This window comes from Massilia sp. IC2-278 (assembly GCF_020708045.1).
Taxonomy (GTDB): domain Bacteria; phylum Pseudomonadota; class Gammaproteobacteria; order Burkholderiales; family Burkholderiaceae_D; genus Telluria.
Window position 1 is genome coordinate 78108 of the sequence record NZ_JAJFES010000013.1, and the last position, 26151, is coordinate 104258.

Consider the following 26151-nt stretch of genomic DNA (forward strand, 5'->3'; position numbering starts at 1 on the left):
AGGGACGCTCCACGCGGGCAGCTTGTGTGCTGTCCAGGCCGCTGCAACACCTTGCGGCCTGTTTCCCGCGTGAACGTCCCATCGACCAAAAGGAGAACGATCATGCCGTACGAACTGCCACCCTTGCCTTACGCATACGATGCCCTTGAGCCGCATTTCGATGCACGCACGATGGAAATCCACCATACGAAGCACCATCAGACCTACGTCACCAACCTAAACAATGCGTTGAAGGAAGCCGGTGTCGACGACAATGCCCAGATCGAAGACCTGGTTGGCAGGATCGATAGCCTGCCCCAGCAGATCCAGACCGCCGTGCGCAACAACGGCGGCGGCCACGCCAACCACTCGCTGTTCTGGACCGTACTAAAAGCCGGCGGCGGCGGCCAGCCCTCGGGCCCGGTGGCCGAAGCGATCGAGCGCGATCTCGGCGGCTACGACAAGTTCAAGGAAGCCTTTACCAAGGCCGCGCAGACGCGCTTCGGCAGCGGCTGGGCCTGGCTGACGGTGGGCTCGGACGGCAAGCTGCTGGTGGAAAGCAGCGCCAACCAGGACCACCCGCAGATGGGCAGCTTCGCGGGCCTGTCGGGCGGCACGCCGATCCTGGGCCTGGACGTGTGGGAGCACGCGTACTACCTGAACTACCAGAACCGCCGGCCGGATTACATCGCGGCGTTCTTCAACATCATCAATTGGGATGAGGTCAACCGCCGGTATGAGGCGGCCGTGAAGTAAGACAGAGAGGGCCGGCGCGGCGTAGCTCACGCCGGCCGGATTTCGGTCAATCGATGTACAGCGCAGGCTGCTTGTCTCCATGCAGCCTGCTCTTCCTCCGTACTCGGGCACTCGCCTATCCGTACTTTTCCCTCGTAGTACTTCTCTTCCGCATCCCGCTGCACGTTATGCGCGTGTCATCGCACCGTCATGCGCGCCACTTACATTCTCTGCGTCCTGCAGTCGTATCGGCATGACAACACTCGGCAACATAAGTTGCTAATGAGTAACCACAACTTCTCCGGAAACGTTATGACCTCACGACGCAGATTCTTGCGCGGCAGTGCCCAGGCGGGCATCGCCGCTGCCACCTATGCGGCCTTCCCGCCGGCCATTCAGCGCGCGCTCGCAATCCCGGCCAACAATGCCACCCGCAGCATCCGGGACGTGGAACACGTGGTGATCCTGATGCAGGAAAACCGCGCCTTCGACCATTATTTCGGCACCCTGGCCGGCGTGCGCGGCTTCGGCGACCGCTTTCCGATTCCGCTGCCCGAGGGCCGCAACGTCTGGCAGCAGCGCATGGCCAACGGCAACCTGATGATGCCCTTCCACCTCGACTCCAGCCGCGGCAATGCCCAGCGCGCCAACGGCACGCCGCACGACTGGCTCGACAGCCAGCTGGCCTGGGACAACGGCCGCATGGACCAGTGGCCGCGCTACAAGAACGCGATTTCGATGGGCTACTTCAAGGAGAACGAAATCCCGTTCGCCTTTGCGCTGGCGAATGCCTTTACGCTGTGCGACGCCTACCACTGCGCGATGCATACCGGTACCGACGCGAACCGCTCCTTCTTCCTGACCGGCACCAACGGCGCCGTCCCCACCGGCACCGCCTTCGTGACCAACGAGTGGGACGCGATCGACGGCACGGTGGCCGGCGTGAACACCGGCTACACCTGGACCACCTATGCCGAACGCCTGGAGGCGGCCGGCGTCAGCTGGATCAGCTACCAGAACATGCCCGACGAATGGGGCGACAACATGCTCGGCGCCTTCCGCCAGTTCAAGCGCGCGAATATCGCATCGGGCTATCCGGTTTCCAGCGGCGGCGCGCCGAACCAGCCGTACACCAACACCGGCCAGGCCCTGCCCTACCACGCCTACGATGCGGCCACCGACAACGGCAGCAATCCGCTGTACAAGGGCATCGCCAACACCCTGCCCGGCACCCAGCCGGAGCAGTACCTGGACGCCTTCAAGCGCGACATCCGCGAGGGCAAGCTGCCGCAGGTATCGTGGATGAACGCGCCGTCGATCTACTGCGAGCACCCCGGCCCATCGAGCCCGGTACAGGGCTCCTGGTTCCTGCAAGAGGTGCTGGACGCGCTGACGGCGAATCCCGAGGTCTGGAGCAAGACCGTCCTGATCGTCAACTTCGACGAGAACGACGGCTACTTCGACCATGTGCCCTCGCCTTCCGCGCCTTCGCCCGACGGCAAGGGCGGCTACGCGGGCAAGACCACGCTGCCGCCGGGCGCCCTGGGTGCGGAATACTTCACGCACGGCCGGCCCGAAGGCAGCACCCGGCAGCCGGCGCCGGACGGCCGCGTCTACGGCCCCGGGCCGCGCGTGCCAATGTACGTGATCTCGCCCTGGAGCCGTGGCGGCTGGGTCAACTCGCAAGTGTTCGACCACACTTCGGTGCTGCGCTTCCTGGAAACGCGCTTCGGCGTCAAGGAGCCGAACATCAGCCCCTTCCGCCGCGCGGTGTGCGGCGACCTCACCAGCGCCTTCAACTTCGAGACGCCGAACAGCGAGGCCCTGCCGGTGCTGGCAGGCCGGAGGAGCAGGAGCCAGGCCGACGCCCTGCGCGCCGCCCAGCAGCGCCTGGGCCAGATCGCGCCGCCGGCATCGCCGCAATTGCCGCTGCAGGCCATCGGCACCCGTCCCTCGCGTGCGCTGCCGTATGAACTCGCGACCATCTGCGAAGTGCTCCCCGGCGCCACGATGGCCGCCGTGCAGGTGGCCCTGACGTTCGTGAACACCGGCCGCCAGGGCGCCGTCTTCCACGTGTACGACCGCAAGAATTTGGCCGCGGTCCCGCGCCGCTATACGGTCGAAGCGGGCAAGACGCTGTCGGACGCATGGACGCCGGCCGTGGGCGGCCCCTATGACCTGTGGGTGCTGGGGCCGAACGGCTACCACCGTCACTTCAGCGGCAGCGCACTGCGCGCCGTGGCGGCCGGCCAGCCGCGTCCCGACGTGCAGGTGCGTTGCGATGCGAGCACCGGCGAGCTGGTCGTGCGCATGGTGAATGCAGGCGCGGCCCCGTGCACCTTCAACCTGAACGCGAATGCGTATGCGGCGCTGCGCCAGATGCACACGGTTGCGCCGCGCACCGAACTGACAGTGCGTATCCCGACGGCGGCCAATGGCTACTGGTACGACATCAGCGCCACCGTATCCAGCCAGCCTGATTACCTGCGGCGCTTCGCCGGCCGCGTCGAAACCGGACGCCACACGGTCAGCGACCCGGCGCTGGGCCGCGCCTGACCGCCCACCCGCAGCCGGCCCTGCGCCGGCTGCTTTCGCTTACCAGCCATCCATCGAAAGGAACCGTATGCATCCCCTCATTCGCAAGCTCGCCGTCAGCGCCGCCCTGGCCATGGCCGCCCCCTTCGCCTCGGCCACCGTTCTCGGCTTCGACGACATCGTCGGCCCCGACGGCCATGCCGCCATGCCGGTCAACTATGGCGGCCTCGACTGGTCGGACGCGGGCATGTCCGTCTACACCTATGAGCAGGCGCCATTTACCCCGCATTCGGGCCAGGGCCGCGTCACCACCGACTGGACGGACAACTGGCCGGTGGCCAGCACCATCCGCTTCCTCTCGCCCACGGTCTTCGGCGGGGCATGGTTCGCGGGCTATGGCGACAGCAGCGTACGCTTCGACCTGTACTTCGGCGGCGAACTGGTTGCCAGCTCGGCTTCCCTGCAACTGTCGGACGTGCCTGCCTACCTCGGCGGCGGCTGGACGGGGGCGATCGACACGGTCGTCGTGGCCAGCGACTTTCCGGCGTCGTACGTGATGGACGACCTGAGTTTCGACAGCATCGCCGAAGTGCCGGAACCCGGCACGCTGGCCCTCATGCTGGCCGGCCTGGGCCTCGCCGGCACCGTGCGCCGCCGCGCAGCGCAGCGCTAGGCGCTACCGCGCAGGACTTCCCGGCCGGTCGCCACAGCGGCGGGCTGCATGCAAAGGCGCAGCCCGCCGTCAGTCACTGCGCAACAAGGCTGATGGCATAGCCGCCGCCGGGGGCACAGTACTGGCTCAGCCTGGTCTTGCTGTCGACCTTCATCTTGCGGATGACGTAAGCTTTCGGGTTGGTCTCATAGTGTGCATCCTTGCGGTCCGCATAGATCGTGGCGGCGTAGTGTTTGCGAGGATCGAGGAAGCCCAGGTCGATCTTCGACGTCCGTCCCTGCTCGTCACACGTGCTCCCCACGAACCAGCTGCTCTGGCCCTTGGCCTTGCGCGCAATCGTGATGTAGTCGCCCGGTTCGGCTTCCAGCACTTTGGTATCGTCCCAGTCGACAGCCACGTCCTCGATGAACTGGAACGCATCCAGGTATTTCTCGTAGGTCTCCGGCAGATCGGCCGCCATCTGCAGCGGCGAATACATGGTCACGTACAGGGCCAGCTGGCGCGCCAGCGTGCTGTGCACGAAGGACTTATTCTTCGGGTTGTAGGCGCTGATCCGCGTTTCGAAGATCCCGGGCGTATAGTCCATCGGTCCGCCGATCAGCCGGGTGAACGGCAGGATGGTCGTGTGGTCCGCATGGTTGCCGCCGAACGATTCGTACTCCGTGCCGCGCGCCGACTCGTTGCCGATCAAATTCGGATAGGTGCGCGACAGTCCGGTCGGGCGCACCGCCTCGTGCGCATTGACCATGATCTTGTACTTGGCCGCCTCGGTAACCGCATACAGGTAGTGGTTGTTCATCCACTGCCCGTAGTGGTATTCGCCGCGCGGCAGGATGTTGCCCACGTAGCCGCTCTTTACCGAGTTGTAGCCGTTGTCGGCCATGAACTGGTAAGCCGCCGGCAGGTGCCGCTCGTAGTTGCGGATCGAACCGCTGGTTTCGTGGTGCATCATCATCTTGATGCCCTTGCTGGCCGCATAGCGGTGCAGCTCTTGCACATCGAAGTCCGGGTACGGCGTGACGAAGTCGAACACGGCGTCCTTGTGTTTGCCGAACCAGTCTTCCCAGCCCACGTTCCAGCCCTCGACCAGCACCGCATCGAGTCGATGTTTGGCGGCGAAATCGATGTAGCGTTTTACATTCGCGGTGTTCGCGGCGTGGGTGCCGTTCGGCCTGGCCTTGGCATAGTCGAAGCTGCCGAGCTTGATGTTGCCTTCGTCGGTGTAGGACCAGGAACTGCGCCCGGTGATCATTTCCCACCACACGCCCACGTACTTGATCGGCTTGATCCACGAGACATCCTTGTATTCGGTCGGCTCGTTCAGGTTCAGCACCAGCTTCGATTCGAGGATGTCCCCGGCCCGGTCGCTGACGATGACCGTGCGCCACGGCGTCACGGCCGGGGTTTGCAGGTAGCCCTTGTCGCCGCGCGCGTCGGGCGTCAGGTGCGATTCGAGCACCATGTTCCTGTCGTCGAGGTCGAGCGACATGGCCGCGTAGTCGACCAGCGCCGCTTCGTGCAGGTTGATGTACAGGCCGTCCTGGCTCTTGAGCATAAGCGGCGTCTGCACGCCGGTCGGCGAGAAGGTGGTCTGCGAAGCGTTCGGCGTGACCGCCTTTTTCATCAGGCCGCGCACTTCCGACAGCTTCGAGGTCGTGGTGTGGTATTCCTGGGTGTCGTAGTCGCCCGGCAGCCAGAAGGCCTTGTGGTCGCCGGCCAGCGCGAACTGCGTGCGCTCTTCCTTGATCACGAAGTAGTCGAGATTCGGCTGCTTGGGGAAGTCGTAGCGCAGGCCCAGGCCGTCGTCGAACAGGCGGAAGTGCAGCAGCATGGTGCGCTTCGTGGCCGCCTGGGTCAGCGTGACGGTGAGCCCGTTGTAGTGGTTGCGGATGGTCTTGACCTCGCCCCACACCGGATTCCAGCTTTCGTCGAACGTGCTGGTGCTGCTGGACGCCACGGCGAAGCCGCCCGTGAGGCCCGGGCCTTCCTTCAGGTCCAGGCCGAGGCGGCTGGTCTTGATGACGGGGCGGCCCTTGTAGCTCAGGCTGTAGGTGGGCTCGCCACCCGCGCCGAGCGCGAAGTGGAGCGTGAGTTGACGGTTCGGCGAGTGGATGTCCTCGGCCCGGGCGGCATGGGCCGACAGGCAGAGGGCCAGCAACAGGAAGCGGGAAAATAGCGCGCGGACGGCGCGAGGGCGGAAAATATTGGTCATAAGTAATTATATACTTAACAAGACCACCCTTCCTCTCATCCGGACCGCTCACAGCAGCGCGCGCGGTAGCGAGCGCCTGCATGGCAACCGGACCTGCGCGACGCCATCAACAGCCTGCAGCCTGCGGCCGACTCAGGCCGCCAGCGCCCCCAGCTCGACGATCCGGTAGCTGGCCTGCGGCGCATCGTCACCACTGGTGGCGATGAACTCCCACCCCGCACCGGCGCCGCCCATGCGGTAGACCCGTCCGCTGCCGGGCGGCAGCAGCAGGTGCACGCGCGAGACGACATAGCCGACGCAGGCGCCGCCGCTGCGCACCACCATCACGTCGCCGCGTGCTGCATCGACAACAGCGGCAGCATCGCCGGTGCGCAGGTCGCGCATCGGGATCGTCCGGCCCTCCCACGCCATGGCGCCGTTGCCATCGGTTGCCGCCTCGCGCAGGCTGACGATGCGCTCCACCGTATCGATGGCGGTGGCGAACATGCCGTCGCCTTCGAACACGATGTAGGCGGTGGCGTTGGCCGCGCGCCGATCCTGCTCATGGCCGTGCCCCGCGCCGGCGCGCAGGCCGGCACCTGCGCCGATGCGCGTGCCGGCGTCGCGGCTGAGTTCCGCCTCCGAAAACCGCGCGAACAGGCGCGCTTCGTCGAGCAGGCGCAGCGGCGCGCCGTCGGCGTCGAACAGGGTCGACAGCAAGCCGTCCGCCGCCTCTAGCCCCGCCGTATCGACGGTTTGCAGGCTCAGCGCCGCGTGCACCGGCAGTCCCAGCGCCAGGCCGCCGTGCTCGACGATCGCCAGCAGCGCGGGGGCGGCGCCGTCCGCCAGCGCTTCCAGCCCCAGCGCCGCATGCGCCAGCACCGGCACGTGGCGGCCGCGCCAGGTGCAGTAGCCCATGCCGGCGCCCAGGGGTTCCAGCGCCGGCATGGGCAGCACCTCGGTCAGCGCGTCGGCCGCCAGGGCCAGCCGGTCGGCGCCTGCCTGCAGCACCGCATACGAGCGCGCGCCAGGCGGCGGCGCGTCCGCCGTGGCCGCCGGCATGCCGGAATCCGGCGAACAGCCGGCGTCCTGGTGCCAGGCCGCCGCCAGCCGCGCCAGGCGCTCGACGTCGAGCAGGCTCAGGATGCGCCCACTGGCCGGCTCGCGCACCACGCAGTGAAAGACTTCGTCCTCGCAGTCGTCGTGGTGCAGGCGCGTGACGGTGTGCGCGGCCACCTCGGCCAGGCCGCCGACGGTGTCGGCCTTCAGGCCGATGGTGCGCCCGCCGGCGTGCAGGATTAGCACGCGCGCCGCGGCGGCCGACCCGGGCCGCCCCTCTTCTGGCGCCGTGCCGACATCGACCCAGCGCGCCAGGTCGACCACCGGCACCAGCCGCCCTTCATGTTCGATCACCCCAAGCAGCGCGCCATGGCGACGCGGCAGCATGGCCGGCGCGGGCGGCAGCGTGACCGCCTGCAGCACGCTGTGCGCCGGAATGCCGACCCATACCGCGCCGATCCCGGCCTCGGCCAGGTGCAGGAGTTCTGCCGACGGCATCGCTCAGCGCTCCGTGGCGATGCGTTCCAGTTCGCCCAGCAGCGCCGAGGCGTTGCGCGTGGCGCTGGCCTGGGCGCTGGTCGAGGCATGGATGCCGCCGATCGACTCGCTGGTCTTTTCCACCGACACGACAATGCGGCCGAACGCATCCTCGACCTCGCCGGACAGGCGCGTGCCCTCGCCGACCCGGGTCACGGTTTCGTTGATCAGCTTGGCGATCTCGCGCGCGGCCAGCGCCGATTTCTCGGCCAGCTTGCGCACCTCGTTGGCCACCACCGAGAAGCCCTTGCCGTGCTCGCCCGCGCGCGCCGCCTCGATCGCCGCGTTGAAGGCAAGCAGGTGGGTCTGGCCGGCGATGTCGCTGATGGTATCGATGATTTCGCGCACGTTGCCGGAGGCCTGCTGGATCGCCCCGATCGACTGGCGCGAACGCGCCAGCAGCTTGCTGCCTTCGGCCGCGTCCTGCTGGGTGCGCGTGGCCAGTTCGCTCGACTGCTGCGAACCCTGGGCGATCGCCGCGATCGACTGGGTCAGCTCGTTGAGCACGCCGGCAATCGCCTTGACCTTGGCGCTGACCAGCTCTTCGCGGTGCACCTGCTCGGTGACGTCCATCGCGAATTTCACGACCTTATAGGGCTTGCCGTTGACGTCGAGGATGGGGTTGTAGGTGGCGACGATCCAGATGTCGGCGTCGTGCTTGCCGCGCCGCTGGAAGCGTCCGGACTGGAACTGGCCCTGGGCCAGGTTGGCCCAGAAATGGCGGTAGGCCGCGCTTTTCACCAGCGCCGGGTCGCAGAACATGCTGTGGTGGGCGCCGGCCACTTCGTCGCTCGTATAGCCCATGGTGCGCAGGAAGTTATCGTTCGCGCTCAATACGTTGCCGCGCAGGTCGAATTCGATCACGGCCTGCGAGCGCCCGATCGACTCCAGCTTGCCCTTGACCTCGGTGTCCTGGCGCTTCTGCTGCGTGATGTCGGTGGCGAACTTGACGATCTTGATCGGCTTGCCGTCGGCGTCGAAGATCGGGTTGTACGAGGCCAGCAGCCAGACCTCCTTGCCGGCGCGCGTCACGCGGCGGTACTCGCCGGCGTTGAATTCGCCGCGTCCCAGGCGGTCCCAGAAGGCCAGGTACTCGGGCGAACCGGCCAGGGCCGGGTCGCAGAACATGCGGTGGTGCTGGCCGCGGATCTCGTCCAGCGCGTAGCCCATGGCGTCGAGGAAGTTGGCATTCGCCGTCAGTACCCTGCCCTGCAGATCGAACTCGATCACGGCCTGGACCCGGTCGATCGCCTGGTTCTTGCCTTCGTAGTCGGCATTGCGCAGGGTTTGCTCGGTGATGTCGGTGGCGTACTTGATGACCTTGCACGGCTTGCCGTCGGGGCCGAACACCGGGTTGTACGAGGCGCTGATCCAGACATCGCGCCCGGACTTGTGGCGGCGCTTGAACTGGCCCGAGTGCACTTCGCCCTTGCCCAGGTGGGCCCAGAACAGCGCGTACTCGGGCGACGCCGCATAGGCCGGCTCGCAGAACAGGCGGTGATGCTGGCCACGCAGCTCGTCGAGGGTATAGCCGAGCGTATCGAGGAAGCTGGCGTTGGCATGCAGGATGCTGCCGTCGAGGCCGAATTCGATGACGGCCTGGACCCGGTCGATGGCGTCGATCTTGGCCGCGTTCTCGGCCTGCTGCAGCCTGGACTGGGTGATGTTGGTGGCGAACTTGATCACCTTGGCCGGGCGGCCCTCGCCGTCGAACACCGGGTTGTACGAGGCCTGCAGCCAGACCGGCACACCGTCGCAACCCAAGCGCATGTATTCGCCCTGGCTCGGCTGGCCGCTGGCCAGCGTGTCCCAGAAGGCGGCGTAGGCATCGGACGCCACGTAGTCGGCGGCGCAGAACATGCGGTGGTGGCGGCCCACGATCTCGCCCAGCGTGTAGCCCATCGCATCGAGGAAATTCTGGTTCGCGTGCAGGACGTGGCCCTGCATGTCGAATTCGACCACGGCCTGGGTGCGCTGGATGGCGTCGAGCGCGGCGTGGGCCATGTCGAGGCGGCTGTCGGGAGTGGCGAGGGTGGTAAAGGTGTGCATTGTTCTTGTCTTTTTTATCTGGTGGGTAGGCGCAGCCATGCATGCTGCCGGACGGATGTGCGCGATCCGACCGGCAGGCCTCGAAAATTCTTGCTGGGAGTGCGGTACTAGGTGGAGATTTCCAAACGGAAACAAGAATAGCAGGATAAAAACAATATCGCTGTTAAATATTCAATTGAACGGGGTATTTACTGATGAGGCGGGCCTGGACGCGTCGCAATTTGACAACGCAAACAGTCAGAACTGGTGAGGCTAGGGGCTGGCTTGGCGGATGGAAGATTTCCTGCAAACCGTAGACAAGCTTTAATGGGCGCGCGGCAGCGATTGCCACCGGCACGCCCGGGTTTCAGGCGAGACAGTGCTCAGGACTTCTTCGCCGTGCTGCGCCGGGTGCGCGAATGGCTGCTGCGGCTCTTGCGCCGCGATGCCGTACGGCGCTTCGGCTTGTGCTTCGTCTTGGTTTCGCCGGCAGCTGCGCGCTGCTTGTTGACGATCCGGGCTGCGACTTCGTCCTCGCGTCCCTTGTACCGTTTTTCCTTCTTGAACTTGCGTTCCAGTTTCTTGGCTTCGCGTTCGCGTTTCGGGCTGGCTCCTCGCGGCATGGCATTCTCCTGTTTGTCTTGATGTCTTCATGTTAGACAGGCGAACGCGACCGTGGCGCACGCGTGCTCTTGTCAGGACAACGGCATGCCCACTTGTGCCGAAGCCCAGGAATTGTTGATAATAAACAAGTCAGCACATTCTCCCTCCTCCCATGGCCAGCCTTTCCCCGCAACTCCTCCCCCCGCTTCGCACCGACGCCGGACGCTACCGCGAACTCGACGTGCTGGAACGACTGCGCGACCACCTGCCCGACGGTTTCGAGGTCTTCCACAACATCGCGCTCCATACCCTGCGCGGCGGACGCGATTGCTACGGCGAGATCGACGTCGCGGTGCTGTCGCCGGAAGGCTGCCTGCTGCTGATGGAGGTCAAGGCCGGGGCTGTGGTGCTGCGCGGCGGCGAGATCTTCAAGCTCTACGGCGACGGCGAATGCGACGTGGCGCGCCAGGGCCGCCTGCAGCGCGCGGCGATGCAGAACCGGCTCAAGCAAGCGGGCCTGGAGACAACCGTGATCAGCTGCCTGGTGCTGCCCGACTACGAACTCGGGGACAGCCAGGTGATCTCGGTTCCGCGCGACCGCATCGTCGACGCGCCCGGTTTCGGCAACATGGTGTCGACGGTGCGGCAATGGTTCGCCGCCACCGCCAGCACGGTCGACCGCACCGCCCTGCGCAGGCTGCTGCTGAACCAGTTCCAGGTCACGCCCAACCTCGAAGCGATGCGCGACCAATTGCTCGGCACCGTGCGCCGCCTCGCGGATGGCCTCGCGACCTGGGTCCCGCGTACCGGGTCGCCGACCGGCGTCTTCCGCATCCAGGCCACCGCCGGCTCGGGCAAGACCCAGCTCGCGCTGCAACTGCTCGAGACGGCCGCCGCCGAGCGCCGCAACGCCTGCTACGTCTGCTACAACCGCAGCCTGGCCGACCACGTACGCCGCCTGGCCTCGCCGAAAGTCGAGGTGGTGAATTTCCATGAACTGTGCGTCGATCACTACCGGCGCAGCGAGGGCGCGCCCGACTTTTCGCCGCACGCCTTCGAGCGCATGGCCGCGCATTACGTTGCCGCCAGCGCCGGCTTCCCGCAAAACCTGGACCTCCTGATCATCGACGAGGCCCAGGACTTCGACGCGGACTGGGTGGAAAGCCTGTGCAGCCGCCTGCGGCCCGACGCCAGGCTGTACGTGCTGGAAGACGAGGCCCAGCGCCTGTACCGCAAGGAAGGCTTCGAGCTGGGCGATGCGGTCACCATCGATTGCAGCGACAACTTCCGCAGCCCGCAGGTCATCTGCGACCTGATCAACGCGCTGGCCCTGGTACGCCCGCCGATCCGCGCCATGAATCCGCTGCGCGGCGACCTTCCCGGCATCCGGACCTACGCGTCAAGCGAGGAACTGCCGGCCCGGACCGAGGACGCGGTGCGCGCCCTGCTGGCGCGCGGCTTCGCCCTGGCCGACATCGCCGTCGTCTGCGGCCGCGGCCGCGACAAGTCGGCGCTCCTGAACCGGACCGCCATCGGCGCCCATGCGACCCGCCGTTTCACCGGCGAGTACGACGCCGGCGGCGAGCCGCGCTGGAGCCAGGGCGAGCTGCTGGTGGAATCGGTCTACCGCTTCAAGGGCCAGAGCGCGCCGGCCGTGGTGATCACCGAAATGGACTTCGCCGAGCTCGACGAGGCGGCGCGGCGGCGCCTGTTCGTCGCGCTGACCCGGGCCCAGATGGCGGTGGAACTGGTGCTGTCGGAACGGGCCGAGCGCTGCATGGCCGCCGTGCTGGCATAGTTCGCACCACGCACCGGGGAGCCGCCGGGGAGCGGTGCACTCCTCAGCATTCATACGGGGCCAGCTCGCCCTGCGTGCCCGCCGCGAGCGGCGCACCGGCGCCATAGGCCGCCGCCATGCGCCGCGCGACGCCGGCCAGTTCCTCGCGCAGCTGCGCTGGCTCCTGCACGACGACCCCGTCGCCGAAACCGAGCAGCCACCACACCAGCGAGCGGGTATGCGGCACGGTGGCCGCCAGCTGCAAACCTCCCGCCGCATCGGGCACCAGCACCTGGTCGGCGCTGAGCGGCGTTTCGAACAGGTGTTCGCCGGCGGCGCGGGTGAACGCGGCGCGCAGGACGATCGGCGCACCGGCGATCACGCCGAACTGGCCCGACGCGATATAGGCGTCGACGTCGAAACCGGGCTGGCGCCGCGCCGGTTCGTACAGCGCCTCGGCCTGCTGCAGCCGGTGCAGGGCGATGGTACGCACGTCGTCGTAGCCGCCGAAGGTGCACACGAGGTAGACCAGGCCGCCGCGCTGCACCACGGCCAGCGGGTGCACCGCGGGATAGACGATCGGGGCGTCGGCGTCGCGCTTGCGGTAGTGCAGCCTGAGCTGGCGGTCCTGCATCAGCGCCATGTAGACGATGCGCTGGCATTCGTCGTCCATGCGCGGCGGCAGCAGCGGCTGCTGGGGCGGCACGCTGCGCACCTTGTCCAGCCAGGCGCGCGGCGGCGCGGCGTCGTCCACCGCCGACAGGGTGCGCGCCGCCGACTGGAAGTGCGGGCGCAGCGCGTCGACCGCGTTCGGCGGCAGGTGGTGCCGCAGGTGCTGCTCGACCAGGGTCAGGGTCAGGGCCTCGGGCAGGGTCAGCCCGGGCAGGTCGAAGCTCGACGCCTCGCGCAGCCAGCTCCAGCCATACGGCTTGTCGCGGCTGTCGACCACGATCGGGAACACGTCGGACAGTTCCTTCAGGTCGCGCTCGACGGTCCGCTTGACGACCTCGAAGCCGGCCGCGCACAGGCGCTCGCACAGCTCGCGCGCCGATATTTTCAATGGCGCGCGCGGCACCATGCGCAGCATGTGCCACTGGCGCAGCAGCGATTGCTGGTTGGTCGCCATCAGAACTCCTCCGCCTGGCGTTCCCAGAAGCCCGGTTCGTCATGCGCGGCATTCTGCATCGCGTGCTCGAGCCGCAGGGCATAGAAGCGCACCCCGGGGTGGCGCATGGTCCCGTCCGGGTATTCCAGGTAGTCGCGCAGCATGCGGTAGGCGGGCAGCGACTCGTCGTAGGGAACGTCGAAGTAGACCTGGCCCAGGTAGGGCAACATCATGGCGGGATTGGCGATCGGGCCGCAGGGCGTCCAGGGCACGCCGTGCTGGTCGGCCCAGGCCAGCACCCGGGCGCGCAGCGGGTCGTCTTCGTACCGGTATGCGCGCCACTCGCGGAAGGACTGGGGATGGAATTCGAGGTAGAGGACGGCGCGCCCCTTCTTGCGGGCGATGGCGTCGATGTGTTCGATCAGTGCAGGCATGTGCGAGGGGGGCAGCCGGGCCGGCCACGGTGTGGGTTCCAGCTGCCATGTTAGCAAAAGTATTGTTAATAAGAAATATGAGCAGGCCTGCTCACGCCGGCGCCGCGCCATACACGCGGGCGTGCGCGGCCGCGCGCGGCTGTTCATGGACCAGCTCGCCGATCGCGGCGGCGATCTTCCGTCCGCCCCGGGCCGACGGTTCGATCGGCGACGAAGACGCGTAGTCCGCAGCATCGGCGCACAGCACCCGCAGGTCGAGCACCGGCAGGCGCCGCAGCACCGCTTCGCGCAGGATCACGTCGTTGAACGGCGCCAGCGCGGTGCGCAGGCCGGGCGACAGGCCGGGCACGGCGTCGTAGATGGTGGCCACGGCCAGCGGAATGTCCTGCGCCAGCAGCAGGTCGAGCATGCCCCGGTAGGCGTGGCGGAAGCTGGCCTGCCACGCGGCCAGCAGTTCGGCCGCCTCGAGGACGGTGCCGGCCTGCGCATGCATCGCGCCGACCAGGCCGAGCACGTCGTTGCCGCCGCAGCTCACCACCAGCCAGTCGGCCGGCGCCGGCAACGCGCGCAGGCGCGCCGCCTGGGCCGCCATGTCGGCCAGCACGCTGCCGTCGCGCGCCAGCAGCGACACGCGGTGCGGACGGCCCGGCAGCGACTGCAGGCAGGCCGAGACCTCGGTCCCGGCCGGGACATACGGCGCGTTATCGAAAATCGAATCCCCGAGCAAGACAATGTGCGCCATCGGCGCCTCCTTCCTTCAACGATTGGTGTCGGGCCACGAACGTGGCACCTGTTCATGCGCCTTACCGGCCGGCGCAACGCCAGCTTAAGCGCATGCCGCGACAAGCGCCGTCGCGCCGTGCTGCGACGCCGCCTGTCGCGCGCATCCCTATACTGATCCCTCGACCGCCGCGGCGGTGATTATCGAGGAGGACTGGCATGAGCAAGGGACTGGTACATTTCGTTCACGGAAAAGAAAGCGGCCCGAACGGCAGCAAGATCACCGCGCTGGCAGAGGTGGCGCGGCAGCACGGCTGGGACGTCGTCAGCCTCGACTACTCGCATACCACCGAACCGCGGCTGCGGCTCGACCAGCTGAGGGATGCCTGCAAGGATGTGGACCAGACCCTGCTGCTCGTGGGGTCGAGCATGGGCGGCTGGGTCGCCGCCGAAGCCTCGGTGCGGGTCGACGCCGAAGGCCTGTTCCTGCTCGCCCCCGCGCTCTACATGCCGGACTACCCGGTCCCGGCGCCCGCCATCCTGGCCACCCATGCGGAGATCGTGCACGGCTGGGACGACGAGGTCATCCCGTACGAAAATTCGGTGCGCTTCGCGCGGCTGCGTGGCTGCACCCTGCACCTGGTGCCGGGCGGTCATCGCCTCGACAATCGCATTCCGCTGCTGTGCGAGCTGTTCGGCGCCTTCCTGACGCGCTGCGCCGCCTAGACCTCGGCCTGGACCAGGTTGCGAACGGTGCGCGCAGCCTGCTCCTTCGGCGATTGCAACTTCACTAGGGAAAGGCAATCGGCGCGATGACATTTTATTTCAAATAAGCAATAATATTGACATAATCTTTCACCATGAGGCCGCGCCATGTCCCGCCTGTCCAAGTCCAAGCTGCTGGCCTTCCGCCAGTGCGAACGCCGCCTCTGGCTCGAACTGCACCGCCCCGGCCTGCGCCAGGACGACAACGCCAGCCAGGCTGCGTTCGCGAACGGGCACCTGGTCGGCGCGCTGGCGCGCCAGCTGTACGACCCGGGCCGCCAGGGCGTGCTGCTCGACCCGGTAAGTGACGGCGTCGACGCGGCGCTGGCACGCAGCCGCCACCTGCTCGCCGGCGCGCAACCGCTCTTCGAAGCCGGCTTCGAGGGCGGCGGCGCCCTCGCGTTTGCCGACATCCTGCTGCCGCTCGACCCAGGTCCCGACGCTGACGCTGACGCGCAGCGCTGGCGCATGGTCGAAGTCAAGTCCGCCACCAAGCTCAAGGACTACCACCGCGACGACGCCGCCATCCAGGCCTACGTGACGCGTGCCGCCGGCGTCGCACTCGACGGCATCGCGCTGGCCCGCATCGACAGCCGCTGGGTCTATCCCGGCAACGGCCAGTACGGCGGCCTGCTGGTCGAGGAAGACCTGAGCGCAGAAGCCTTCGGGCGCAGCGGCGAAGTCGCATCCTGGATCGCCCGCGCCGGAGAAGTGGCGGCGCAGGAGCACGAGCCGGTCATCCGGCCCGGGGACCACTGCGCCAGCCCGTACCCATGCGGCTTCACGGCGCACTGCACTGCCCGCATGCCGCAGGCCGCATACCCGGTGCACTGGCTGCCGCGGATCGCCAGCCGCGCCCTGAAGCAGCACATCATTGATGGCGCCGCCGACATGCGCGAAGTGCCGGACGCCCTCCTCAACCCCATCCAGCTGCGCGTCAAACAGCATACCCTTGAGGGCACGACCTATGTCGATGCCGGGGGCGCCGCCGCCGACCTCGCGCCCTACCCGCCGCCGGCCTGGTTCATCGACTTCGAGACCATCGCCTTCGCGGTGCCGGTCTGGGCCGGCACCCGCCCGTTCCAGATGATCCCGTTCCAGTTCAGCGTGCACAGGCTGGACGAGACCGGCAAGCTGGAACACCGCGCCTTCCTCGATTTGTCCGGGAGCGATCCCTCGCGCGCGTTTGCCGAGGCGCTGCTCGATGCCTGCCACGGCGAGGGTCCCGTGTTCGTCTACAACGCCGGTTTCGAGACCGCCCGCATTGCCGAACTGGCGGCGCGCTTTGCCGACCTGGGCCCGGCCCTGCTGGCCATCAACGCGCGCGTGGTGGATTTGCTGCCGGTGGCGCGCGAGCGCTACTACCATCCCGCGCAGGAAGGCAGCTGGAGCATCAAGCGGGTGCTGCCGGCAATCGCGCCCGAGCTGCGCTACGACCAGCTCGACGGCGTACAGGACGGCGGGGCGGCGATGCACGCCTTCCTGGAAGCGATCGCGCCGGATACCGCTGCTGAACGCAAGGGGCAGATCGAGCGCCAGCTGCTCGATTACTGCCATCTCGATACGCTGGCCATGGTGCGGCTGTGGGAGTTCTTCACGGGACGGCAGGAACCCTGCGACCTGGAGCGGCGTATCCTGCAGAACGGCGAACTGGTCGAACGCATCCTGGCGTCCGAGCAGGAAATGAGCGAACCGATGTCGGCCGAGGAATTCATTGCCTGGCTCGGCCAGGTGAAGAATGACGCTGCGCCCGAAGACCAGGCACAGGCCAAATAAAACCTGCACAGAGCGCGCATATCCAAGGTCGATTGCGCCGACCGTACGGTGGGCCGGCCGCGCAAGGCACCCCGTGCCCACGCGGAACGTCGCGTCATGTTGACGTTTGATCCCGCCGAAAAACAAGCGCCGCGTGATCGCTTCTGAGGCGATAACGCGGCGCTTGTTTCATGCCACGAACATGCTATATCACCGGCGTCAGCAGGAAGCCGCCAGGCACAGGAAGCGGCCGTCAGGCCGGTCCCGGATTTCCCAGGTGGCGTAGTAGCCCTTCGAGCAACCCGGCCAGCCACGCAGGCGCGGCCGGGGACAGGTCGAGGCAGTCATCCAGGGGAAACGCGTCGATCCCGTATCGCGCGCCGCCGGCATGCAGCGTTTCCATGAAGTTCATCGTCACCAACAGTCCTCCGAATCGCAATATCAGGCACGGTCCTCGAGCAGCACCGCTAGACGCTCGATGAAGCGCGCCTCGCTGGCGAGGACATCGTCGGCCCCCTCGCCGCCGCCTTCCGGCACCCGGATGCCGTCGACCACGAATGCGGTCGTTTCGTCGCCCATCCAGGCATCGTGGCAGCGCCGCGGGTCCGGCTCCGTCGCCAGCGGGTACAGCAGCCCGCCCAGGACCAGTCGCTTGCCGGGCAGGCGATCGAAATGGCTCATGTAGGTGGCAATCTGGAAGAAGTCTTCGCGGTCGACGTCGCCCATGCCGTGCGCGCTGCCGCCCTGGAAGTGCATGCGCTTGTACTTGGTGTCGAGTACCGCGACCCGGCGCCCGTCCTCGTGCAGCATGACGATGTCGGGGATGATGCGGCGTGCGTAGAACCGGCCCGCATGCAGGCGGATCGCGGGCGATGACACGCTCCATCCGGGGAAATGCAGCGCCAGCAGTTTGCCGACATAAACCTCGAACAGCTCGGCGACGTTGACCAGCAATCCCGACATGGATGTACTCCCCTCGGGTCTGTCGCGCGCGCTGTCGAGCGCGATGATCGTCTCGGCCAGATCCAGTACCTTGCGGTACGGTGCGAAAATCGGATTGGCCAGGCCCTTGTCCGATTGGGCGCGCCGGATGGTGGCGGCGTCGACTGCCCGGTTCGAGCGCGCGCCTGCCAGCTGCGTGCGGACGTGGGCGATACGCCGCAGCAGCTGCTCCCCGCCATTGCGGTCGATCACCTGGATCGCCCTGGCCAGCACGTCGATGATGGCCTGGCTCGGCACCTGCTCGCGCGCCACGCTGGCTACCTGGCCCCTGAACGGCAGGTCGTCCCTGACCATGCGCGGGATGTCGATCCGGCCGCGCACCACGAAGTCGTGGTGCTGGATGCTGCGGTAGGACTTGGGCAGGCCCAGCAGGAAGGCTTTTTCCAGCGCCCGCACGAAGCTCATGAAGATCAGCACGCGCGCATAATCGGTCGTGGCGGCGTCGATCCGTTCGGCCGGCGCTGCCCAGTCGTCGACGTAGATGTCGTTCGCAAAATTGAGCATGCGCTGCATGAAGGCATCGCCGAAACGCGAACGGATGTCGAACTCGTGCTTCTGGTAGCTCAGGCGCCCGACATAGTTTCCGGTCTGGGCCACCCATCCGGCTTCGCCCTCCTCGCTCAGGGCCAGGACCAGCTCGTCATTGCCGTTACGCTTGGCGCGCCTGTCCTCGTCCTCGCCGTGGAACGAGAACAAACGGTTGCCCGCCGCCCGGCAGGCGCCGATCGTCAGCGCCGGCAAGACGCCCGGTTTTTTCGGCAAATGCCTGACGCTGACGAGGCCGGCCAGCGGATGCGCATGGCAATTGTCGTGCAACCGGATCATGCGGCGGCCGGAGCCAGCGTGAAGATCGCGCGCGCCTGCTTGACCTTGCCGGCGATCTGCTCGGGCCTGTACTCGGCGCGCAGGTATTCGGTCAGCAGCGGCTCGATACGCGTGTCGAACAGCTGCTGTACCGCGGCGTCGCGCAGGGCGCGGCCCGCAACCGTCATGAAATAGGCATGGCCGATTTCGTAGGCCTGCCCCAGATTCAGGGTGTCGCGGATGAAATCGTTCAGCCGCTTGCAGATGTCGGTGTACGCGTCGGCATTCGCTTCGCCGTTCACGGCTTCGCGGATCACCTCGTAGTCGCAGCCGGTCCTGACCCAGGCGAAGCGCCGGCGCAAGGCCATGTCGAAACTGTCGATGCTGCGGTCGATGTCGTTCATGGTGCCGATGAAGTACAGGTTGGCGGGAACGCCGAAGCGGCCCTCGCCTTCCTCGGCCATGTAGCCGTACTGGGTACTGACGCGCAGGCCGGTCTCGATGCCGTCCCTGTCGAAGTCGACGCGCTTGGATTCTTCCAGGCAGACCAGGACTTCGCCCAGCACGCGCGACAGTTCGGCGCGGTTGATCTCGTCGGCCACGAAATAGAAGGTACGCGGCGCCTTCACCCCTGCCATCCGGTCTTCGCGCAGCGCTTTCATCGCCTTTTCGCAGAAACGCTTGAACACGCCCGGCCTGACCTCCAGCGCGATGCCACCGCCTGGCGCATTGACCGGTTTCAGCCCTTCGATGAAGTCTTCGTACGAATAGCTGGGGTGGAACTGCACGATCTCGCACACGTCGTCGAAGCGGGCTCCATCGGCCAGCACGCGCTGCGCGATCCCCTCGGTAACGCGATGGGTCTTGCCGGTGCCCGGCGGACCGTAATACACCAGGTTCTTCTGCTCGAAGTCGAGGGTGAGGCCGAAGCGCTGGAACAGGAATCCGGTCATCTTCTGGCTTACTTCGAACTCGCGCGTCAGGCGGATCTCTTCGTCATCGAGCGACCCGCCATCGGCCAGGGTCCATGCCCGCAGTTCGTCGACGTCCCAGGAGCAGACGTCCCCGGTGCTCACGCCCCATTCCATGGTGAGCTGGTCCTTGATCGCCGCAGTCGCCTGGTAGCCTTCGAGCGGCTGCTGGATGCCCAGGAAACCGCCGATGCGGCGGATCACTTCGTTCTTGTACAGCGCCAGCAGATTGCCCGGGTTGTACATGTAGGCGACCTTGCGGGCGAAGTTGATCTCCAGCGGCTTCAGGTCCTGGCACGGGTCGCAATTCGAGAGCGCCACCAGCACGGGGCGGACGGTGCGCTCGAAAACCTCGGTGGCAACCGCAAGGTCCACCTCGGCCCGCGCTGCGCGGCCGTTTTTTGGAATCGAGAACCGGGGCGCCGTGCCCTGCGCGGCATCGGCCGGCTTGACGCGGTAGATGCCGTATCCCGCGCTGCTGGCAGGGCGGAAGCGGCCGCAGCGCGTGGTGCGGCGTTCGATCAGGTTGGTGAAGTAGATGTCGCCGCCGTCACCGAGCAGGTTGGTGTAGCGTTCGAGCGCCAGGCTTTCCATCGGGTTGTTGCGCCTCCAGTCGAGGAACAGGCGCCATTCCCCGGCAACGCGCTCGTCGAGCGGCTTGTCCTTGAATTCGTGCCAGTCGCGTTTCAATGCGTCGCGGTGCGCCATGTCGCCCTGCCCTGCGTCCATCCTTGCCTCGGCCATGATCAAGCCTCTCCCGACAGCAGGCCGCGCGCCGCGATCACACGCCGCAAGGCCAGCTCGGGGTCGAAGCCTTCGATCAGGAGATTCAGGATTTCCTCCTTCTCTTCTTCGCTCAGGCCCGCGTAGGCTGCCCGGTTTGCCGAATAATGCGCCCAGCGCAGGTCTTTTGCATCCTGGAGGCTGCGGCGCCTCTTCGGCGCGGCCACCAGCTTCGCATCGTAGACATAGGCGTCCAGCTTCGCCTGGGCCGTCGACCAATCGAAGGCCGCGACCGCGCGCCGGTCCGCTTCCCAGTCGCCCTTGTACCCTTCGCTTGGCCTGCCGGTGCCACGGCTGACGGCCAGGCAGGCAAGGTTCGGATACCCGTTCGCGCTGCAGAAGTTCTCGACGAACAGCAGTTTCATGCCGATCCCGATCGGCACGGCACGCTGCAGTTCAGCGTCGTCCGGCGCCAGCGCCTTGGCCTGCGCAAGAATATCCGAATAGTAGACGGGCGCGCCTCCTGTCGAACGTGCATGCGCGACGAGCGCCGTGTACAGGCGCGTGCCCACATGGATATCGTTCAGGGTGTATTCGGAGATGTCGACCGCTGGTAATGCCACCGTCATGTCTAGCCTTGTGATGATAAAGTTGGGTATTCCGGTCAGGTTCCGGTCGTTCTAAAAACTATAGCATTCAACGACATTAATTGCACTAAGGTAATTTTCTGTTCCTCATGCGTGACCGCCCGGTGCGTACGCATCGCTTGCCTGGTGATAAGGGGATGTGAAGGCAGCGCTCGACCGCTGCCGGAGTGAACAAGGCCGGCTGAAGGACCCGCCACGCTCGAAGCGCACGGGGCCGGTCTTCCTGCTGTGATCGGAGCTTGTGCAGGGGCGCCGGGCTGAACGCCTAGCGCGCCAGCGCCGGATCGAGCGCCTCGGCAATGGCAATGCTGTTGCCATCCGGGTCTTTGATCATCAAAGTCTTGACGCGCTCGCTGTTCGTCCGGTCGCCAGTCTGCACGCCCATCGCCGCCAGCTGGCGCGCAACGGCCTCGATGTCGCTGACCACCAGCGTGAACGAGCAGTTTCCGGCGCGATCGGCGCCCTGGTAGACCTGCAGCCCGCCGCCGCGCGGAAACACCCACTCCTCGACTTCAGGCATCGGCCGGCTGCCTTTGACGCCCAGGAGTTCGGCGTACCACGCGGCGGATTTGTCGAGGTCCTTGACGGCCATGCTCGCCAGTGCGTTATCGATAGACATGTCGGACTCCTTTTCGTGCAGCGGGTTGATATCAGTTGTGCACCTGGATGGCCACTTCGATCACCCATCGATGCCGGTCCGGCTCGGTCCTGTCGTCAGTCAGGAAAGTTTCGTACCGGGACTGGAAGACCTCGCCCTGCTCCGATGCGTGGGCGACGGGCTGCTCGCCCTGCGCCGCGATCCAATCGAGGAACTGGCGGGTAGCCGACACGCCATTCTCTACTCCCGTGTATACCGTTACCGCGTAGCGGCCAGCCGGCAGCCGGTGGCTTGCCACCGCGCCTGTCGCTGCGTGCGCACGATCGGTCGGCATGCCGAACTCCACGTCCATGCGCTCCGGCATATCGATCACGTAATAGCGCAGGAATGGCTGGCCCGACGCGAGTACATTGTGCTCGTCCAGCCAGCGCGACAGCGTCTGCGCCATCGCGGGGATCTCGCGATCGAACTCGCGCATGGCGATGACCGTCCGCGTTCCCACATAGGGTTGCTCGAGCCGTATCTCGATCCTGGGTTGCGTGCTCATGTTCGTGCCTCCGATGCCAGCGCGTCGTAGCGCATGTCCTCAACCGTATGGCGCGCGATATCGGCCCGCTGGTCCTGCTCGGCCCGCACATGCGCGGGGCGCGCGAGTATGGTCCGCTGCCATGCCGCCAGCGCCGGCAATTCATCGAGCAGCGCCAGCCGGTCGGCAACCTTGAGGATGGAAGCGAGCATCAGGTCGGCGACCGTGAAGCCGTCGCCGACGAACCAGTCGCGCCCGGCGCGCGCGCTTTCCAGCATCGCCAGCCCGACGACCATCGGACGCCTGGCGCGCCTGGCGTCCTCGTCGTCCATGAAGTACTCGACTTCGGCCACGTTGAACAGCATCGGTTCGACCGAATTCAGGCCGGCGATCACCCATTGCAGCGCGGCCGCCCGCTCGGGCGTTCCCTCGGCGGCGATGCAACGGCCGGCGCGCATGGCGACGTCGAGCACGATGGCCCCGCTCTCGAACACCGGCGGCCGGCCCTCCTCCTCCAGCACCGGCAGCTGGCCGAAGGGCTGCAAGCCGCGGCTGTATGCGGCCGACTTCATGGTGGGCGCATCGACCAGCCGGACCTGGTAGGGCCAGCCCACTTCGTTGAGGATCCAGCGCACGCGGTGGTCGCGTACCTGGCCGGCGGCAAAGGGCGGCGCCCACTTCATGGCGGTGACCGTGATCATGACAGCCTCCGCGCCTTGCGCTGCAGCTTGTCGAGCGCGCCGTTCCAGCCGTGCTCGTGGCTGTCGCGCGTGGCGGCGTCGCGCAGCTGCGCATGCACGAAGGTGAGCTCGGTATGCCCTGAATCGGCCGGCGCGAAGCTGGCCTGCACATACGAGGCCGGCGTGTCCTCGCCCTCCCACGACCAGCTCATGGCGAGGCGGTGCGGCGGCTCGAACACCTCGAAGTTGCCGAAGCAGCCGTGCTCGCTGCCGTCGAGCATGCGAAAGCGCACATGGAAGCGGCCGCCGGGACGGGCATCGACTTCCGCGTGCGTGACGGGCCCGTCGTCGGGGCCCCACCACAGGGCGATCTTCTCGGGTTCGACGAAGGCGGCGAAGACGGCCGCGGGCGGCGCTTCGATGACACGGACGATGGTGAGGCTGGTCATGGCGATTCCTCCTCGGATGCGGGCGGCCCGGCAGGCCGCGCGGGTTCAACAACGGTGGCAAGCCGGTCGAGGCGGCTCGTCCAGAACGTTTCGGTGCGCTGCAGCCAGGCCAGCGCTTCGGCCAGGGCGGCCGGCTGCAGGGTCACGCTGACCGTGCGGCCGGTCTTGTGCCTGGACACCAGCGCGGCGCGCTCCAGCACGTCCAGGTGCTTGAGCACGGTCGGCATGGCCAGCGGCAGGGGCGCCGCCAGCTCGCTGACCGTGAGCGAGCGCCCGTCCGCCAGCCGCTGCAGCATTGCGCGCCGGGATGGATCGCCCAGCGCACGGTAGATGGTGTCGAGGCTCGCCGTGTGCATTACTTCACTATAGGGTGAAGTATTCGACTTGCAAGGAGAATCTGCGGGAGGTCCGGGCATGTGGAAAAAAGCCGGTGCGGCGCACTGTCCGCGCGGCGCGAAAATGTGGCAGGATAAGCCGTCCTGCCGAGGTAATGCGGCAGGACGGCCAGAGCTTTTTGTGCAAGCACTATGGAGCGCGCCATGAGTTGGATCACCCACCAAGTTGGTAGCCGGACCTATGCCTTCGCCGACCTGCGCGAGCTGCTGGCCAAGGCCACGCCCGCGCGCTCCGGCGACTACCTGGCCGGCGTGGCGGCCAGTACGGGCGAAGAGCGCGTGGCGGCGCAGATGGCCCTGGCCGAACTGCCGCTCACGACCTTCCTGAACGAGGCGGTGGTGCCTTACGAAAACGACGAGGTGACGCGCCTGATCGTCGACGGCGTCGACGCCGCCGCCTTTGCGCAGATCCGCCATCTTACGGTGGGCGATTTCCGCGACTGGCTGCTCGGCGACGAGGCCGACGCGGCGCGCCTGGCACAAATCGCCCCGGGCATCACGCCGGAGATGGCGGCCGCGGTGTCGAAGATCATGCGCATCCAGGACCTGGTGCTGGTCGCCCGCAAATGCCGCGTCGTCACGCGCTTTCGCAACACGATCGGCCTGCCCGGCACCCTGTCGACGCGGCTGCAGCCGAACCACCCGCTGGACGACGCATCCGGCATCGCGGCCAGCCTGTTCGACGGCCTGATGTACGGCAGCGGCGACGCCGTCATCGGCATCAACCCGGCCACCGACAACGGGCAGCAGGTGATCAAGCTCGTCAACATGCTCGACGAGATCATCGCCCGCTATGCGATTCCGACCCAGTCCTGCGTGTTGACCCACGTGACCAACACCATCGCCGCCATCGAACGCGGTGCGCCGGTCGACCTCGTGTTCCAGTCGATTGCCGGAACTCAGGCGGCCAACGCCGCCTTCGGCATCGACCTGGCGCTGCTGCGCGAAGCCCGCGACGCCGCCCTCTCGCTGCGCCGCGGCACACTCGGCGACAACCTCATGTACTTCGAGACCGGCCAGGGCAGCGCCCTGTCGGCCAACGCCAACCACGGCCTCGACCAGCAGACCGCCGAGGCGCGCGCCTACGCGGTGGCGCGCGCTTTTGACCCGCTGCTGGTGAATTCGGTCGTCGGCTTCATCGGGCCCGAGTACCTGTACGACGGCAAGCAGATCATCCGCGCCGGCCTGGAAGACCACTTCTGCGCCAAGCTGCTCGGCCTGCCGATGGGCGTGGACGTCTGCTACACCAACCATGCCGAAGCCGACCAGGACGACATGGACGTGCTGCTGACGATGCTGGGCACGGCCGGCTGCACCTTCGTGATGGGCGTGCCCGGCGCCGACGACATCATGCTGAACTACCAGACCACCTCGTTCCACGACGCCCTGTATGCGCGCCGTGCGCTCGGCCTGCTGCCGGCGCCCGAATTCCACGCCTGGCTGCGCGAGCTGGGCATTTTTACCGGCGATGCGACGCCCACGCTGGGCCGCGCGCTGCCGGCGCCGTTCGCGCAAGCGCTGCTGCAGCTGCCCTGAAGGAGCCGACATGACCGACCTCGATCCCTGGCAGGCACTGCACCGCTTCACCGCCGCCCGCATCGGGCTTGGCCACAGCGGCGCCAGCCAGCCCACCCGCGCCCAGCTCGACTTCCAGCTCGGCCATGCGCGTGCGCGCGACGCCGTGCACGGCGCCCTCGACACGGCGCAACTGGGCGCGGCCCTGGCGCCCGCCTGGCCGGCCGCGCCCTGCCCCCTGCTGCTGCACAGCGCAGCAGCGGACCGCAACATCTACCTGCAACGGCCCGACCTGGGCCGGCAACTCGACGCGGCGTCGCGCCAATTGCTGCGCGCCCGGCACGGCGGCGCGGTGAACGAAGACCGATACGACCTGTCCGTGGTCGTCGCGGACGGTCTGTCGGCCCTCGCCATCATGCGCCATGCCGCACCGCTGCTGCAGGCGCTGCATGCGCGGCTCGAGGCGCTGGCATGGCCGCTGGCGCCTGTCGCGATCGTGCAGCAGGGCCGCGTGGCCGTGGGCGACGAGGTCGGCGAACTGCTCGGCGCGAAGATCGTCCTGGTGCTGATCGGCGAACGGCCGGGCCTGAGTTCGCCCGACAGCATGGGCCTGTACCTGACCTGGGCGCCGCGCGTCGGCCTGACCGACGAACGCCGCAACTGCATCTCGAACGTGAGGCCGGCCGGGCTGTGCATCGAAGACGCGGCGGCAAGGCTGCATTACCTGCTGGCCGAGGCGCACAGGCGGCAGCTCTCCGGCGTGCATCTCAAGGATGACAGTACGGTCGCGGCCAGGCGCCTGGGCGGCGATGTGGGCAGCTTCCTGCTTTGACCGGCGCCGCCACGATGGCGGCAAACGGGCGCAGCCGGCAAACGGCCGCGTGTTGACAAGGTTTTCGTCCGATTGCACGGCTTCTTACAAATCGTTTCGATTGAAACCTTTAT

The 26151-nt window shown here is 67.1% G+C and carries 24 protein-coding genes; 8 read left to right on the forward strand and 16 right to left on the reverse strand.

Annotated features, from left to right (window positions below; all coding sequences use genetic code 11):
• Nucleotides 1-102: 102 nt before the first annotated feature.
• The 3 genes from LK540_RS19830 (at nt 103) to LK540_RS19840 (ending at nt 3922) form a co-directional block, all read left to right on the forward strand.
• A complete protein-coding gene (locus LK540_RS19830) occupies nt 103-735 on the forward strand; it encodes a superoxide dismutase (protein ID WP_229439043.1) in 633 nt (210 codons plus the stop codon).
• A 291-nt stretch (nt 736-1026) separates the two neighbouring features.
• A complete protein-coding gene (locus LK540_RS19835) occupies nt 1027-3270 on the forward strand; it encodes a phosphocholine-specific phospholipase C (RefSeq protein ID WP_229439044.1) in 2244 nt (747 codons plus the stop codon).
• Nucleotides 3271-3337: 67 nt separating this feature from the next.
• Nucleotides 3338-3922, forward strand: a complete 585-nt coding sequence (locus LK540_RS19840) for a PEP-CTERM sorting domain-containing protein (protein WP_229439045.1) — start codon at nt 3338-3340, stop codon at nt 3920-3922.
• Between the two features lie 73 nt (nt 3923-3995).
• On the opposite strand, the gene LK540_RS19845 is transcribed toward LK540_RS19840, so the two are convergent.
• The 4 genes from LK540_RS19845 to LK540_RS19860 form a co-directional block, all read right to left on the reverse strand.
• On the reverse strand, nt 3996-6134 hold the full coding sequence (locus tag LK540_RS19845; protein WP_229439046.1) for a glycoside hydrolase family 97 protein: 2139 nt from the start codon (nt 6132-6134) through the stop codon (nt 3996-3998).
• Nucleotides 6135-6266: 132 nt separating this feature from the next.
• Nucleotides 6267-7670: a chemotaxis protein CheW gene (locus LK540_RS19850; protein WP_229439047.1), complete on the reverse strand. Its 1404-nt coding sequence runs from the start codon at nt 7668-7670 to the stop codon at nt 6267-6269.
• Between the two features lie 3 nt (nt 7671-7673).
• Nucleotides 7674-9758 carry a PAS domain-containing methyl-accepting chemotaxis protein gene (locus tag LK540_RS19855; RefSeq protein WP_229439048.1) on the reverse strand — a complete coding sequence of 695 codons (2085 nt, stop codon included), beginning with the start codon at nt 9756-9758 and terminating at the stop codon, nt 7674-7676.
• Nucleotides 9759-10120: 362 nt separating this feature from the next.
• Nucleotides 10121-10360, reverse strand: a complete 240-nt coding sequence (locus LK540_RS19860) for a hypothetical protein (protein WP_229439049.1) — start codon at nt 10358-10360, stop codon at nt 10121-10123.
• A gap of 152 nt (nt 10361-10512) precedes the next feature.
• Between LK540_RS19860 and LK540_RS19865 the strand changes: the two genes are divergently transcribed.
• A complete protein-coding gene (locus tag LK540_RS19865) occupies nt 10513-12138 on the forward strand; it encodes a nuclease-related domain-containing DEAD/DEAH box helicase (RefSeq protein WP_229439050.1) in 1626 nt (541 codons plus the stop codon).
• 43 nt (nt 12139-12181) lie between these two features.
• On the opposite strand, the gene LK540_RS19870 is transcribed toward LK540_RS19865, so the two are convergent.
• The 3 genes from LK540_RS19870 to LK540_RS19880 form a co-directional block, all read right to left on the reverse strand.
• Nucleotides 12182-13243, reverse strand: coding sequence for a YafY family protein (locus LK540_RS19870; RefSeq protein ID WP_229439051.1), 1062 nt, complete (start codon nt 13241-13243; stop codon nt 12182-12184).
• Nucleotides 13243-13656 carry a hypothetical protein gene (locus LK540_RS19875; protein WP_229439052.1) on the reverse strand — a complete coding sequence of 138 codons (414 nt, stop codon included), beginning with the start codon at nt 13654-13656 and terminating at the stop codon, nt 13243-13245. The genes LK540_RS19870 and LK540_RS19875 overlap by 1 nt, the downstream gene beginning before the upstream one ends.
• Nucleotides 13657-13747: 91 nt before the next feature.
• Nucleotides 13748-14398 (reverse strand): SGNH/GDSL hydrolase family protein, encoded by a 651-nt coding sequence (locus tag LK540_RS19880; RefSeq protein ID WP_229439053.1) that lies wholly within the window; start codon nt 14396-14398, stop codon nt 13748-13750.
• Between the two features lie 197 nt (nt 14399-14595).
• On the opposite strand from LK540_RS19880, the gene LK540_RS19885 reads away from it, so the two are divergent.
• Nucleotides 14596-15102 (forward strand): alpha/beta hydrolase, encoded by a 507-nt coding sequence (locus tag LK540_RS19885; RefSeq protein ID WP_229439054.1) that lies wholly within the window; start codon nt 14596-14598, stop codon nt 15100-15102.
• Between the two features lie 147 nt (nt 15103-15249).
• The gene (locus LK540_RS19890) at nt 15250-16917 is read left to right on the forward strand and encodes a DUF2779 domain-containing protein (RefSeq protein WP_229439055.1); all 1668 of its coding nucleotides are present in this window, start codon (nt 15250-15252) and stop codon (nt 16915-16917) included.
• Nucleotides 16918-17149: 232 nt separating this feature from the next.
• Here the strand turns inward: LK540_RS19890 and LK540_RS19895 are convergent, their stop codons facing one another.
• The 9 genes from LK540_RS19895 to LK540_RS19935 form a co-directional block, all read right to left on the reverse strand.
• Nucleotides 17150-17314, reverse strand: coding sequence for a hypothetical protein (locus LK540_RS19895; RefSeq protein ID WP_229439056.1), 165 nt, complete (start codon nt 17312-17314; stop codon nt 17150-17152).
• Nucleotides 17315-17337: 23 nt separating this feature from the next.
• Nucleotides 17338-18723, reverse strand: a complete 1386-nt coding sequence (locus tag LK540_RS19900; protein ID WP_229439057.1) for an McrC family protein — start codon at nt 18721-18723, stop codon at nt 17338-17340.
• Nucleotides 18720-20417, reverse strand: a complete 1698-nt coding sequence (locus LK540_RS19905; RefSeq protein ID WP_229439058.1) for an AAA family ATPase — start codon at nt 20415-20417, stop codon at nt 18720-18722. Before LK540_RS19905 ends, LK540_RS19900 begins: the two co-directional genes overlap by 4 nt.
• Before the next feature lie 2 nt (nt 20418-20419).
• Nucleotides 20420-21025: a hypothetical protein gene (locus tag LK540_RS19910; protein WP_229439059.1), complete on the reverse strand. Its 606-nt coding sequence runs from the start codon at nt 21023-21025 to the stop codon at nt 20420-20422.
• Nucleotides 21026-21308: 283 nt separating this feature from the next.
• A complete protein-coding gene (locus tag LK540_RS19915) occupies nt 21309-21662 on the reverse strand; it encodes a VOC family protein (RefSeq protein ID WP_229439060.1) in 354 nt (117 codons plus the stop codon).
• Nucleotides 21663-21693: 31 nt separating this feature from the next.
• Nucleotides 21694-22188, reverse strand: coding sequence for a GyrI-like domain-containing protein (locus LK540_RS19920; protein ID WP_229439061.1), 495 nt, complete (start codon nt 22186-22188; stop codon nt 21694-21696).
• Entirely contained in the window at nt 22185-22868 is a 684-nt protein-coding gene (locus LK540_RS19925; protein ID WP_229439062.1) for a glutathione S-transferase family protein, read from the reverse strand. Before LK540_RS19925 ends, LK540_RS19920 begins: the two co-directional genes overlap by 4 nt.
• Nucleotides 22865-23296 carry an SRPBCC domain-containing protein gene (locus LK540_RS19930; RefSeq protein ID WP_229439063.1) on the reverse strand — a complete coding sequence of 144 codons (432 nt, stop codon included), beginning with the start codon at nt 23294-23296 and terminating at the stop codon, nt 22865-22867. The genes LK540_RS19925 and LK540_RS19930 overlap by 4 nt, the downstream gene beginning before the upstream one ends.
• Nucleotides 23293-23652, reverse strand: a complete 360-nt coding sequence (locus LK540_RS19935) for a helix-turn-helix transcriptional regulator (RefSeq protein WP_229439064.1) — start codon at nt 23650-23652, stop codon at nt 23293-23295. The genes LK540_RS19930 and LK540_RS19935 overlap by 4 nt, the downstream gene beginning before the upstream one ends.
• Before the next feature lie 183 nt (nt 23653-23835).
• On the opposite strand from LK540_RS19935, the gene LK540_RS19940 reads away from it, so the two are divergent.
• Nucleotides 23836-25227 (forward strand): ethanolamine ammonia-lyase subunit EutB, encoded by a 1392-nt coding sequence (locus tag LK540_RS19940; protein ID WP_229439065.1) that lies wholly within the window; start codon nt 23836-23838, stop codon nt 25225-25227.
• Nucleotides 25228-25237: 10 nt separating this feature from the next.
• Complete coding sequence (gene eutC / locus LK540_RS19945; protein ID WP_229439066.1) at nt 25238-26038, forward strand: ethanolamine ammonia-lyase subunit EutC; 801 nt, start codon at nt 25238-25240, stop codon at nt 26036-26038.
• The last annotated feature ends 113 nt before the right edge of the window (nt 26039-26151 follow it).